This is a genomic window from Protofrankia sp. CiP1_Cm_nod4, assembly GCF_982290645.1.
In genome coordinates, this window is sequence record NZ_CEVIVC010000067.1 from 12,925 (window position 1) to 25,445 (window position 12,521).

The following is a 12,521-nucleotide window of genomic DNA, read 5'->3' on the forward strand; positions in this document are numbered from 1 at the left end:
GGCCGCCGGGCAAGAAGGTCAAGCGGCTGTCGCTGCTGTCGGGTGGTGAGCGGTCGCTGACAGCGATCGCGCTGCTGCTGGCGATCTTTAGGGCCCGCCCGTCGCCGTTCTACGTCCTCGACGAGGTCGAGGCGGCTCTCGACGACCGCAACCTCGGCCGCCTGCTGGAGGCGCTGGAGGGGCTGCGGGAGAAGTCCCAGTTGATTGTCATCACCCACCAGAAGCGCACGATGGAGATCGCCGACGCGCTCTACGGGGTGGCGATGCGTGGTGACGGGGTCACCACGGTGATCAGCCAGCGGCTGCGCGAGCGCGCCTCGGCCTGAGCCTCGGCCTGAGCGCGGCACGCCTGGTCTGCCAGGATCGAAGGCGTGGAGTACGTCCTCATCATTATCGCGATCGTCGTGTTCGCCATCGTCACGGCCGCCGGCCTGGTGGTGGGCACCCGCCGCCGCGGGCGGGCGGGCGGCGCCGCCCCCGGCCAGTCCCCAGGCCAGGCTGCCCCCGGCCAGGCTGCCCCAGACCGGCCACAGCCGGGTACGGACTACGCGCCCGGGGTGGGCGACGACGCCGAGGTGCCGCGGGACTCCCCCCGCCGGACGTTCGACACGGTCGATCTCCCAGCCGGTCTCGGTATCCCCGCGCCCCCCAGCGGGGCCGAGACCGCCGAGGCCGGGCTGTACGAGCTGGAACTGGAGAAGGCGCCGGAGCTGGAGGTGCCGGCTCCGGCCGCGGGCCGGCTGGTGCGGCTGCGCGCCCGCCTGGCCCGCTCCCAGAGCAGCCTGGGCCGTGGCCTGCTGCTGCTGCTGTCCGGGGACAACCTCGACGAGGAGGCCTGGGAGGACGTCGAGACGACCCTGTTGGTCGCCGACGTCGGCGTCACGCCCACCGAGGAGCTGGTCGCGTCGCTGCGGACGAAGGTGAAGGTCCTCGGCGCGCGCCGGCCCGAGGACGTCCGTGCCCTGCTGCGCGACGAGCTGCTCGCCCAGATCGGCACCAGCACCGACCGCACGGTACGGGCGTCCGCGCCGGACCGGCCGGCGAACATCCTCGTCGTCGGGGTGAACGGCACCGGCAAGACCACGACCTGCGGAAAGATCGCCCGGCTCCTCGTGGCGGACGGCCGGACAGTCGTGCTGGGCGCGGCGGACACCTTCCGGGCCGCCGCCGCCGACCAGCTGGAGACCTGGGGCAGCCGGGTCGGGGCGCGCACGGTCCGCGGCGGCGAGGGCAGCGACCCGGCGTCGGTGGCCTTCGATGCGGCCAAGCGGGGGATCAGCGACGGCGCCGACACGGTGGTGATCGACACCGCGGGCCGGCTGCACACCAAGACCGGCCTGATGGACGAGCTCTCCAAGATCAAGAGGGTGGTCGCCAAGCTCGGCCCCGTCGACGAGGTGCTGCTGGTGCTGGACGCGACCACCGGCCAGAACGCGGTGGAGCAGGCCAGGGTCTTCACCCAGGCGGTGGACATCACCGGGGTCGTGCTGACCAAGCTCGACGGCACCGCCAAGGGCGGCATCGTGATCGCCGTCCAGCGGGAGCTCGGCGTCCCCGTGAAGCTGGTCGGCCTGGGGGAGGGCCCGGACGACCTCGCCCCGTTCGAGCCGGAGGCGTTCGTCGACGCGCTGCTCGGGGACCCGGCGGCCTGAGCCGCGGCACGCGGGCGGCAGAATCCTGAAACGCAACATCGGAACGTAACAACGCGGCGAAGCGGGTGAGCGGGGGCGGAACCGGTCCAGGGACCACGGTGTGGCCACTGCGTCCGGTGCCGGGCTTCTTCCGTACCCGCATGCCGCGACCTACAGTGCCGGGGTGAGGATTTCACTCCCGGCCGGTGGCGACGGCCGGGGCGGATGACGTCCGGCGAGGTGTGCCCGCCATCCTCGGTGTGGAGGGCGGAGATCACGGCAGGCCCGCCTGTGATCGTCGTGTGGGTGCGCCTCGCCAGGGCTTGATGATCTTCTTTGTTCCGTCGGGAGTCCCGTCGGGGCGGGCGGTGGTGAGTGGTCCGGCTCCGGCTCGGGCCGGTGGGTGCGTACCCTGAGAAGTGCGGTCCGCCAGCGATCCCGGAGTGTGCGCGTGTTCGACACCCTGTCCAGCCGTCTCGACAAGGCATTCTCGTCACTGCGTGGCAAGGGGCGGCTGTCCGAGGCCGACATCAACGCCGCCGCCCGGGAGATCCGGGTGGCCCTGCTGGAGGCCGACGTCGCCCTGCCGGTGGTCCGAGCCTTCATCGGCGCCGTCCGGGAGCGGGCCAGGGGCGAGGAGGTCTCGGCCTCGCTGAACCCCGCCCAGCAGGTCATAAAGATCGTCAACCAGGAGCTGGTCACGATCCTGGGCGGCGGGACGGCCACCCTGCGGTTCGCCCGGACGCCCCCCACCGTCATCCTGCTCGCGGGCCTGCAGGGGACGGGCAAGACGACGCTGGCCGGCAAGCTCGGCCGGTGGCTGAAGGAGCAGGGCCACACCCCGCTCCTTGTCGCCGCCGACCTGCAGCGGCCGAACGCCGTCACGCAGCTTCAGGTCGTCGCCGGCCGGGCCGGCGTGGACGTGTACGCCCCCGAGCCCGGCAACGGTGTGGGCGACCCGGTCGCGGTCGCCCGCGACGCCGTGGAGCACGCCCGCCGCCGCCTGCACGACGTGGTCGTCGTCGACACCGCCGGCCGGCTCGGCGTGGACACCGAGCTGATGCGCCAGGCCGCCGACATCCGGGACGTGACCTCCCCGGACGAGATCCTGTTCGTCGTCGACGCCATGATCGGCCAGGACGCCGTCACCACCGCGCAGGCGTTCGCCGACGGGGTGGGCTTCACCGGGGTGGTGCTCACCAAGCTCGACGGTGACGCCCGCGGCGGTGCCGCGCTGTCGGTCGCGCACCTGACCGGCCGTCCGATCATGTTCGCCTCCACCGGTGAGGCGCTGGACGACTTCGACGTCTTCCACCCCGAGCGGATGGCCTCGCGCATCCTCGGGATGGGCGACGTCCTCACCCTCATCGAGCAGGCCGAGAAGGCCTTCGAGGCCGAGCAGGCCGAGGCGATGGCGGCGAAGATGGCCGCCGCCGAGTTCACCCTCTCCGACTTCCTCGAGCAGATGCTCACCGTCCGCAAGATGGGGCCGATCGCCAACCTGCTCGGAATGCTGCCCGGGATGGGGCAGATGAAGGAGCAGCTCGCCCAGATCGGCGACCGGGACGTCGACCGGGTGGTGGCGATCATCCGGTCGATGACGCCGGCCGAGCGGGACGATCCACGCATCCTCCAGGCGTCCCGCAAGGCGCGGGTCGCCCGCGGCTCCGGGGTGACCGTCACCGAGGTCAACCAGCTCCTCGACCGGTTCGAGGAGGCGCGCAAGGTCATGAAGCAGATGGCCGGCGGCCTCGGCATGCCCGGTGGGGCGTTGCGCGGGAAGTCGGCCGCGGCCCGTAAGGCCCCCAAGAAGGCCAAGGGCGCGAAGCGCAAGGGCAACCCCGCCGCCCGCGCCGCGCAGACCCAGGCGCAGCGGGCCGCGGCCGAGGCGCGGCGGGCCGGTGGGCTGCCCGGCGGGCCCGACGGGCTGCCGCCCGGGCTCGGCGAGGGCGAGCTGCCCGACCTGTCGGCCCTGATGCACGGCGAGGGTCTGCCGGGTGGTGGCTTCCCGCCGCCCGGGCAGGGGCGCGGCCGGCGGCGCTGACGGCGCCCGGGCACACCCTGCGTCGGGCGATCTGGCAAACTGGGATGGCGGTCCGGGGTTCCCGCCCTGGTCCCGTTCACCATCGGCGCCGCGAGTGGCGTCCGGCAAACCCAGCTACCGGTACTCCGCATCCGCACCGTGGTGTCCGGTGACTACTGACGTACGTCTGGAGCAGTTCGACAATCGTGGCAACCAAGATCAAACTTCAGCGCCTCGGCAAGATGCGCGAGCCGCACTACCGGATCGTCGTCGCGGACGCCCGTACCAAGCGGGACGGACGGGTCATCGAGACGATCGGGCAGTATCACCCGAAGTCCGACCCGAGCATCATCAAGGTCGACGGCGAGCGCGCCGGGTACTGGCTCGGTGTCGGCGCGCAGCCGACCGAGCCGGTGCTCGCGATCCTCAAGGTCACCGGTGACTGGCAGAAGTTCAAGGGTCTTCCTGCGCCGCCGCCGGTGAAGGTCGCCGCCCCCAAGGCCGACAAGCGCGAGGTGTTCCAGGCGGCGGCCAAGGCCGCGGCCGGCCTCACCGACAAGCCCGCCACCACCCCGAAGAAGGGCAAGAAGGCGACGGATGACGCGCCCGCCGCTGGGAAGACCGAGCCGGCGGCCGAGTCGCCGGCTCCAGAGGGGCAGTAAGTGCTGGAAGCCGCCCTCGAGCACCTTGTTCGGGGCATCGTCGACCACCCGGACGATGTGCGCGTGAACCTGCAGTCGGGCCGGCGGGGACGCACCCTCCAGGTCCGGGTGCATCCGGAGGATCTCGGTAAGGTCATCGGGCGCGGCGGGCGGACAGCCCGCGCGCTGCGGACGGTCATGGCCGGAGTGGGCGGCCGGGGCCTGCGGGTCGATGTGATCGACGTCGACCGGTAGGGGCTGTCCTCAGGTGGCTGTGGGAACACACGGCGAAAGCGCCGCCAGGAAGCCGCGGCCCCCGGCGGCGGACGAGCCGGTCGTGGTCGGCCGGATCGGCCGTCCCCACGGCATCCGGGGCGACGTGACGATCGATGTCCGCACGGACGTTCCCGAGCGCAGGTTCGCGCCCGGGACGCACCTGCGCGGCGAGCTGTCCACGGCTGTGCCCACGGCCGCGCACCCAGGCACGCCCACGGCCGTGCCGCTGGTGGTGGCGGAGTCGCGTTGGCACGCCGGCCGCCTGCTGGTGCGCTTCGAGGGAGTCGCTGGCCGCAACGCCGCCGAGGCACTGCGCGGGCGCGTGCTCACCATCCCCGCCGGCCAGGTGGGCCAGGCCGCGGACGACGGCGACGAGGACGCCGACGGCCTGTGGTGGGACCGTGACCTCGTCGGGCTGCGGGTGGTCACGGTGGATGATGTCGACATGGGCACGGTCGTCGACGTCGTCCACACACCCGCCGGGGAACTGCTCGTCGTCGAGCACGCCGGTGGCGGTGAGGTGCTCGTCCCGTTCGTGCGTGAGATCGTGCCGACGGTCGAGGTGCCGGCCGGCCGGATCGTCGTCGACCCGCCACCGGGCCTGTTCGACCTGGAGTAGCGGAGCGGTTGTGCGCGTCGACATAGTTACGATCTTCCCTGGGTATCTCAGCCCGCTGGAGCTGTCCCTGGTCGGCCGGGCCCGCGAGCGCGGCATCCTCGACGTCCACCCGCACGACCTGCGGCAGTGGGCCGATGACGTGCACCGCAGCGTCGACGACGCCCCCTACGGCGGCGGGCCGGGCATGGTCATGCGGCCACAGCCATGGTGGGCGGCGCTGGCCGAGATCCGCGCGCTGGGCGCGGCGGACGGCCGGCGGCCCCGGATCGTCGTCCCGACCCCGGTCGGACGCCCCTTCACGCAGGCGTATGCCGCGGAACTGGCCGAGGCGCCGTGGCTGGTGTTCTGCTGCGGCCGTTACGAGGGCATCGACGCGCGCGTCATCGACGAGTGGGCCGACGACGAGATCTCCATCGGGGACTACGTTCTCGCCGGGGGAGAGGTCGCCACCCTGGTCATCCTGGAGGCGGTCACCCGGCTGCTGCCCGGCGTGGTCGGCAACGCCGAGTCCGTGGTGGACGACTCCTTCGCCGACGGGCTGCTGGAGGCCCCGGTGTACACCCGGCCGGCGGTGTGGGGTGACCGCGAGGTCCCGGCCGTGCTGCGCTCCGGTGACCACGCCGCCATCGACCGGTGGCGGCGGGCGGAAGCCCTGCGGCGGACCGCGCAGCGCCGTCCGGACCTGCTCGCCCGCCGGGAGCGGCCGGCGGCGGACGACGGCCCGGGCGCGGACGGCTCGGATGGGGCCGGCGGCTCGGATGGGGCCGGCTCGAACGCTCGTGTGGCACAGTAGGATACGGTTTCCGGCCGTCCGCCGTACCGGGTGACACCACCCGGCGTGAGCGGGCACCGAGCGGATGCCACCATGGGCCGATGCCGTTGGGCGCGCACAGTTATCAGGTGCTCCGTTACAGTGGTTACAGTGGCTCACCTCCGCCGGCCGGACCAGGCTCGACCCGTCCCGTCATCACCGCGAGAAAGCGACTGCCATGCAAACCCTGGACAGCCTCGACGCCGCGTCACTGAGGACCGACGTCCCGACGTTCTGGCCGGGCGACACCCTGAAGGTTCATGTCCGTGTTGTCGAGGGCAACCGCCAGCGCATCCAGGTCTTCCAGGGCGTCGTGATCCGGCGGCAGGGCAGCGGCGTGCGCGAGACCTTCACGGTCCGTAAGGTCAGCTTCGGTGTCGGCGTGGAGCGGACCTTCCCCGTCCACAGCCCGGTGATATCCAGGATCGAAGTTGTCACCCGTGGGGACGTCCGTCGCGCGAAGCTCTACTACCTGCGTGATCTGCGCGGCAAGGCGGCGAAGATCAAGGAGAAGCGCCGGCCGGTGTAGGGCATGCCCAGCCGGCCATGGCGGTTCCGCGGGCCGGGGCTGACACTGGGACTGAGGATGGCTGGCACGACCGGCCGCGCCACAGCCGCGGCATGATCACGACTGGCGGGTGTGGCGACCCGAACATCGGACACGCGTCCGCCGTGGCGCTGTTCGAGCCGGTCCGGCGCGTAGGGTGGTCAGCGATCGTTTCCAACCGGGTTCCCCGGACAGCACATCCCAGCCCGAGTCGGCGAACCCATGAGGTGGCGCGGTGAGTGGAGCCGAGCACAGTCGTCCGATGCGCTGGGGCGAGCCCCCTCCCGCCGGCTCCACGGGCGGCCGTGAGGACGACGCGGCCGACCCGCCCGGCGAGCGGACCGGCTCCCCCCCACCGGCCGCTGTCCCTGACGACGGCCGTCCATCCGTCCGTCCGGCCGAGGCGGCGGGCGACGCTACCGGGGAGAACGTCATCGGTGAGAACATGACCGGTCAGGAGTTCCAGGAGCTTCCCGAGCCTCAGCGGGCCGGGGTGGATGCCCCGGGCGGCCCGCCTGCCCGTCGGCGCCTGCGGGTGGGCGGCCGCGGCGGCCGCGGCTCGTTCGCCCGTGAGCTGCCGTTGCTGGTTCTGATCGCCTTCCTGCTCGCCCTGCTCATCAAGGCGTTCCTCGTCCAGGCGTTCTGGATACCGACCGTGTCGATGGAGCGCACCCTGCTGGTCAACGACCGCGTGCTGGTCAACAAGCTCGTCTACCGCTTCCGGGACGTCCATCGCGGCGAGATCGTCGTGTTCAACGGCGACGGCACCGGTTTCGAGCGGGCCGAGACCCTGATCACCCCGCCGGGCAACGTCTTCTCCCGGGCGCTGCGGTCGGTACAGGGGATGCTCGGGCTCGGCGCGCCCAGCGACAAGGACTTCATCAAGCGTGTCATCGGTGTGGGTGGTGACACCGTCGCGTGCTGTGACGCCCAGGGGCGGGTGACGGTCAACGGCAAGCCGCTGGACGAGCCCTACGTGTACGAGAACAGCCCGCTCGGCGGGGGCCGTGAGTTCGAGCCGGTGAAGGTGCCACCCGGCGAGCTGTGGGTCATGGGTGACCACCGCGGTGAGTCCTCGGACTCCCGGGTGAACGGCACCATCCCGCAGAGCAAGGTCGTCGGCCGGGCCTTCGTGCGGGTCTGGCCCCTGAGCCGGATGGGGATCCTGAGCCCGCCGGACATCTTCGCCGCCGCGGGCGCGCACGCGGCGGCGACCGTGCCGCTTGCCGGCACCGGGCTGACGGGAGCGGCCGTGGTGGGGGCGGCCACCACGGCACGGCGCAGGCGGGGCGCGCCGGGCAGCCTGCCGACGCGGCCGGCGAAACGGCTCGGGAGGAACACAGGTGGTGACAGCGGCGACGTTCCGTCAGTCCGCCGTTACGGGTATCTCGGGCGGCCCTGGCGGCGCCCGGCCCGCCGGGGACGGCGCCCGGCCGGGGGCCCTCCCAGCGTTCGCGCCGACCGGCGCGGTGGCCAGAGGTGAGAGCGGGCTGTGGGGCTGTGAGCGTCTCCTGCGGCGCCGGGGGCTCGCGCCCGTGGCCGGCGTCGACGAGGCCGGCCGTGGCGCGTGCGCGGGGCCGCTCGTGGTGGCCGCTGTCGTCCTCCCCGCGAGCGGGTCGCGCCGTCTTGTCGATCTCACGGACTCCAAGCGGCTGTCGCCGCGGTTACGCGAGCGGGTGTTCGACGAGATACTCTCTGTCGCCCAGGCGTGGGCGACCGTCGTGATCCAGCCGTCCGAGGTCGACGCGTGCGGTGTGCACGTGGCGAACATCGCCGGGATGCGGCGGGCGGTGGCACGCCTGGCCCGGCGGCCGGGTTACGTCCTCACCGACGGGTTCGCGGTGCCTGGGCTGGGGGTCGCCTCCACCGCCGTGCTCAAGGGCGACCAGGTCGTCGCCTGTGTGGCGGCCGCGTCGGTGGTGGCCAAGGTGACCCGGGACAGGATCATGAAAGATCTCCACCACCGGCATCCCGAGTACGATTTCGCCCAGCACAAGGGGTATGTAACGGCCGGACACACCGCGGCACTGGCCGCGTACGGGCCGTGCGGACAGCATCGGATGTCGTATGTCAATGTGGCACAAGCTCAACGTGAACGACTGGCACGACTGGCGCGGCTGGAGGACGCCGTGACACGGACCGGGCTACCCAGCGCGACGGAGAGCGCATGAGCGCCGAAGACCTCGAGAAGTACGAGACCGAGATGGAGCTCCAGCTCTACCGCGAGTATCGGGACGTCGTCGGTCTCTTCTCCTATGTGATCGAGACGGAGCGTCGCTTCTATCTCGCGAACGACTACCAGATCGAGGCCCGCAACAGCGCTGGTGAGATCTTCTTTGAACTCACTCTGCGTGACGCCTGGGTCTGGGACATGTTCCGGCCGGCGAGATTTGTGAAGAACGTCCGGGTCGTCACGTTCAAGGACATCAACGTCGAGGAGCTGACCAAGGCCGAGCTCTAGGCCGGTTGCCGTCTGTGTTCTGTGGATGAGTGAACGGCATAAGGCCCGTTTTGTCCACAGATCGGCTTCTGCTCTCGTTCTGTCCGGTTCCACGAGTCATCCTGATCTCCGCGGGCGCGTCCGTCGCCCGTGGAACGGGAGCGCACGATGCGGGTCAAGGACGTACTCGGGCGGTTCGGGGAGGACACCGCCGCCCGGCATCTGTCGCAGTGCGGGATGGAGATCCTCGACCGTAACTGGCGATGCTCGGCCGGTGAGATCGACATTGTCGCCCAGGACGGCTCGTGCCTGGTGTTCTGCGAGGTCAAAACCCGTTCCGGGGGCCGCTACGGCACGCCGGCGCAGGCCGTGGTGCCGGCGAAGGCCGCCCGTATCCGCCGGGTGGCGCTCGTCTGGCTGCGTGACCACGAGCACGCGCCGATGCCGCTGCGCTTCGACGTGGTCGAGGTGTACCGCACCCACAACAGCCCGCCGCGGGTGGAACATCTGCGCGGGGCGTTCTGATGGCGCTGGCGCGAGCGTTCAGCGTCGCGGTCGTGGGAGTGCACGGGCACCTCGTCGAGGTCGAGGCGGATCTCGCGAACGGGCTGCCGGCCATCACCCTCGTCGGGCTGCCGGACACCTCCCTGCACGAGGCCCGGGACCGCATCCGGGCCGCGATCGTCAACTCCGGCCAGCACTGGCCGAGCCAGCGGATCACGGTCGGGCTCTTCCCGGCGACCCTGCCGAAGTCCGGCAGCGGGTTCGACGTGGCGATGGCCGCCGCGATCCTCGGGGCGGCGGCCACCGTCCCCCCGGCGGCGCTGCGCTCCCGGGTGCTGCTCGGGGAACTGGCGCTCGACGGCCGGCTGCGGCCGGTCCGCGGGGTGCTGCCGGCGACGGTCGCGGCGCTCGACGCCGGCATCGAACGTGTCGTCGTGCCCGAGGCGAACGGCCCGGAGGCCGCGCTCGTCCCGGGGGCCGTCGTCGAACCGGTGAAGGACCTCGACTGCCTGGTCCGGCTGCTGCGCGGGGAGTACGAGCCGGATCCGCCGGCGGCGGCCGCCACCGACGCGGCGCGGTCCGCGGCTGCCGCCGGCGGCGAGCTCGGCGATCTCGCCGACGTGGCGGGCCAGCCACGCGGCCGGCTCGCCGTCGAGGTGGCCGCTGCCGGCGGCCACCACCTGCTCATGCAGGGGCCACCGGGCAGCGGCAAGACCATGCTGGCCGAGCGGCTGCCCGGCCTGCTGCCCGCGCTCGACACCGAGGCCGCTCTCGAGGTGACCGCGGTGCACTCGGTGGCCGGGCTGCTGCCCGAGGACTGCCCGCTGGTGCTCCGTCCGCCGTACCGCAGCCCGCATCACTCGGCCACGCCGGCCGCGCTCGTCGGGGCGGGCTCGACCGTGCTGCGCCCGGGCCTGGCCAGCCAGGCGCACCGGGGCGTGCTGTTCCTCGACGAGGCGCCGGAGTTCTCCCGCCCCACCCTCGACGCGCTGCGCCAGCCGCTGGAGAGCGGGGTGATCGAACTGGCCCGGGCCCGGGTGAGCGCGCGGTTCCCCGCCCGTTTCCTGCTGGTGCTCGCGGCGAACCCGTGCCCGTGCGCCCGGGCGGGCGCCGCCACGGCCAGGGCGTGCGAGTGCCCGAGCCTGGTGCGCCGGCGCTACCTCTCCCGGCTCTCGGGCCCCCTGCTCGACCGGGTGGACCTGCAGGTCGAGCTCGCCACGCCCAGCCGGGCGGAGCTGCGCGCGGACGCCAGGTACGCCGACACCTCGGCGGTCGCGGCGGAGCGGGTAGAGGCGGCCCGGGCGGCCACGGCGGCCCGGCTGGCCGGTACGCCGTGGCGCACCAACGCGGAGATCCCCGGTGCCGCCCTGCGGCGGACGTGGGCGCTGCCGGCGAAGGTGACCCGCCCGGCCGATCTCGCCTTCGAGTCCGGGCAGCTCACCGCGCGTGGGCTGGACCGCGTCCTGCGGGTGGCCTGGACGCTCGCGGACCTGGCCGGCCTGCCCGCCCCGGGGCTGGCCCAGATCGGGATGGCGCTGGACCTGCGGCTGCCCGGGAGGCAGCGGTGACTGCCACCGACAGCGAGCGGCTGGCCAGGGCTGCGCTGTCCCGCGCGGTCGGCGCGGACCGGCCGGCGGTCGGTGCCGAGGTGGCCCGGCGCGGCGCCGTTGCGGTCTGGGCCGAGCTGCGCGGCCGCCATCCCGACGTCGACCCGGAACGCGACCTGCGTCTGCTCACGGCTCTCGGTGGGCGGTTCATCTGCCCGGGTGACCCGGAGTGGCCGTCCGTGCTGACCGCTCTCGGCCGGCTGTCCGACGGCCCGGAGCCGGAGGCGGGGCAGCCGTTCGGCCTGTGGGCCCGAGGGGAGGGGGACCTGGGCCGGTTGTGCGAACGGGCGGTGGCGGTGGTGGGCTCCCGGGCGGCGACCGCCTACGGGACCACCATCGCGGCCGATCTCGCCGCCGGGCTCGCGGACCGGGGCTGGACGATCGTCTCCGGCGCGGCATTCGGTATCGACGCGGCGGCCCATCACGGGGCGTTGGCGGCCGCCGGCCCCACGATCGCGGTCCTGGCCGGCGGGGTCGACATCGCGTATCCCCGGGCCCACACCGAGCTGCTGGCGCGGATCCGCGCCAACGGGCTGGTCATCAGCGAGGCGGCGCCGGGAAGCCCGCCGTACCGGGGGCGTTTCCTGACCCGTAACAGGATCATCGCCGGGCTGGCCAGAGGCACCGTTCTCGTCGAGGCGGGCCATCGCAGCGGCGCGCTGAACACCGTCCGGCACGCCCGCCGTCTCGGACGGGTGGTGATGGCCGTGCCGGGGCCGGTCACGAGCGCCACCAGCGTCGGATGCCACCGCCTGCTGCGAGCCCACCGCGAACAGACCGTCCTGGTCACCGATGCCGCCGAGGTCTGTGAGGAGATCGGCGGCATCGGCGAGCTCGCCGACTACCCACCGGCGGGCCCCGGTTCCCGCGACGGTCTGCCCGAGCTGGTCCGCCGCATGCTGGACGTGATGCCGGCCCGCGGCTCGGTGGGAGCGGCGGTGCTGGCACAACGGCTCGGGGAACGGCCCGAGACGGTACAGGCGCTGATGGGCCCGCTGGTCGTCGAGGGCCTGGTCGAGCCACACGGCAACGGATACCGCCTGACGGCGCTGGGCCGAGTGCCATCCGCGGCCGGCGGAACCAGCGCGGCCGGCGGAACCAGCGCGGCCGGCGGAACCAGCGCGGCCGGCGGAACCAGCGCGGCCGGCGAGGCCGGCACGCCGGGGCGCCACGGACCGGACAGCCGGTGTTGACACGGAGATGATCGAAGGACACCGTGCGATGCATGGGCGGTGCGATCGCTGACTCCCGGAATCCGGCTGCCGGGAATACCACTGCTTCCCAGCCCACCGCCTCGCCGGACACCGCCCCGCGGAACACCGCCTCGCCGGACACCGCCCCGCGGAACACCGCCCCGCGGAACACCGCCCCGCCAGATACCGCCTCGTCGGACAGTGCTCCGCGGGACGTGGTGGCCCGGGG

14 protein-coding genes and 1 pseudogene are annotated in these 12,521 nt (G+C 73.0%); all 15 read left to right on the forward strand.

Annotated elements, in window-relative coordinates; all coding sequences use genetic code 11:
* Positions 1–326: AAA family ATPase (locus AC5LSR_RS14105; RefSeq protein WP_493468552.1), on the forward strand; the 326-nt coding region annotated here is incomplete at its 5' end.
* Positions 327–371: 45 nt separating this feature from the next.
* Entirely contained in the window at positions 372–1,652 is a 1,281-nt protein-coding gene (gene ftsY / locus AC5LSR_RS14110) for a signal recognition particle-docking protein FtsY (RefSeq protein WP_250285103.1), read from the forward strand.
* 430 nt (positions 1,653–2,082) lie between these two features.
* Positions 2,083–3,675 carry a signal recognition particle protein gene (ffh, locus tag AC5LSR_RS14115; protein ID WP_250292409.1) on the forward strand — a complete coding sequence of 531 codons (1,593 nt, stop codon included), beginning with the start codon at positions 2,083–2,085 and terminating at the stop codon, positions 3,673–3,675.
* A gap of 185 nt (positions 3,676–3,860) precedes the next feature.
* Positions 3,861–4,316 (forward strand): 30S ribosomal protein S16, encoded by a 456-nt coding sequence (gene rpsP, locus AC5LSR_RS14120; RefSeq protein WP_250285146.1) that lies wholly within the window; start codon positions 3,861–3,863, stop codon positions 4,314–4,316.
* Positions 4,317–4,550, forward strand: coding sequence for an RNA-binding protein (locus AC5LSR_RS14125; RefSeq protein WP_250285145.1), 234 nt, complete (start codon positions 4,317–4,319; stop codon positions 4,548–4,550).
* A gap of 13 nt (positions 4,551–4,563) precedes the next feature.
* On the forward strand, positions 4,564–5,190 hold the full coding sequence (rimM, locus tag AC5LSR_RS14130) for a ribosome maturation factor RimM (protein WP_250285144.1): 627 nt from the start codon (positions 4,564–4,566) through the stop codon (positions 5,188–5,190).
* A 10-nt stretch (positions 5,191–5,200) separates the two neighbouring features.
* The gene (gene trmD / locus AC5LSR_RS14135) at positions 5,201–5,983 is read left to right on the forward strand and encodes a tRNA (guanosine(37)-N1)-methyltransferase TrmD (RefSeq protein ID WP_250285143.1); all 783 of its coding nucleotides are present in this window, start codon (positions 5,201–5,203) and stop codon (positions 5,981–5,983) included.
* 196 nt (positions 5,984–6,179) lie between these two features.
* Entirely contained in the window at positions 6,180–6,530 is a 351-nt protein-coding gene (rplS, locus tag AC5LSR_RS14140; protein ID WP_250285142.1) for a 50S ribosomal protein L19, read from the forward strand.
* Positions 6,531–6,783: 253 nt separating this feature from the next.
* The gene (lepB, locus tag AC5LSR_RS14145; RefSeq protein ID WP_250285141.1) at positions 6,784–8,031 is read left to right on the forward strand and encodes a signal peptidase I; all 1,248 of its coding nucleotides are present in this window, start codon (positions 6,784–6,786) and stop codon (positions 8,029–8,031) included.
* Complete coding sequence (locus AC5LSR_RS14150; RefSeq protein ID WP_250285140.1) at positions 8,018–8,719, forward strand: ribonuclease HII; 702 nt, start codon at positions 8,018–8,020, stop codon at positions 8,717–8,719. The genes lepB and AC5LSR_RS14150 overlap by 14 nt, the downstream gene beginning before the upstream one ends.
* Positions 8,716–9,009: a DUF2469 domain-containing protein gene (locus AC5LSR_RS14155; protein ID WP_013874828.1), complete on the forward strand. Its 294-nt coding sequence runs from the start codon at positions 8,716–8,718 to the stop codon at positions 9,007–9,009. The genes AC5LSR_RS14150 and AC5LSR_RS14155 overlap by 4 nt, the downstream gene beginning before the upstream one ends.
* A gap of 147 nt (positions 9,010–9,156) precedes the next feature.
* On the forward strand, positions 9,157–9,513 hold the full coding sequence (locus AC5LSR_RS14160; RefSeq protein WP_250285139.1) for a YraN family protein: 357 nt from the start codon (positions 9,157–9,159) through the stop codon (positions 9,511–9,513).
* On the forward strand, positions 9,513–11,060 hold the full coding sequence (locus AC5LSR_RS14165; protein ID WP_250285138.1) for a YifB family Mg chelatase-like AAA ATPase: 1,548 nt from the start codon (positions 9,513–9,515) through the stop codon (positions 11,058–11,060). The genes AC5LSR_RS14160 and AC5LSR_RS14165 overlap by 1 nt, the downstream gene beginning before the upstream one ends.
* Complete coding sequence (gene dprA / locus AC5LSR_RS14170) at positions 11,057–12,292, forward strand: DNA-processing protein DprA (RefSeq protein WP_250285137.1); 1,236 nt, start codon at positions 11,057–11,059, stop codon at positions 12,290–12,292. The genes AC5LSR_RS14165 and dprA overlap by 4 nt, the downstream gene beginning before the upstream one ends.
* A gap of 32 nt (positions 12,293–12,324) precedes the next feature.
* Positions 12,325–12,521: pseudogene (locus AC5LSR_RS14175) on the forward strand (tyrosine recombinase XerC); the annotation flags it as partial.

What these genes read in the sequence shown, in the direction of transcription:
- rplS (WP_250285142.1), top strand. Translation starts at nt 6,180, where the DNA reads ATGCAAACCCTGGACAGCCTCGACGCCGCGTCACTGAGGACCGACGTC.
- AC5LSR_RS14155 (WP_013874828.1), top strand. Translation starts at nt 8,716, where the DNA reads ATGAGCGCCGAAGACCTCGAGAAGTACGAGACCGAGATGGAGCTCCAG.
- AC5LSR_RS14160 (WP_250285139.1), top strand. Translation starts at nt 9,157, where the DNA reads ATGCGGGTCAAGGACGTACTCGGGCGGTTCGGGGAGGACACCGCCGCC.
- AC5LSR_RS14165 (WP_250285138.1), top strand. Translation starts at nt 9,513, where the DNA reads ATGGCGCTGGCGCGAGCGTTCAGCGTCGCGGTCGTGGGAGTGCACGGG.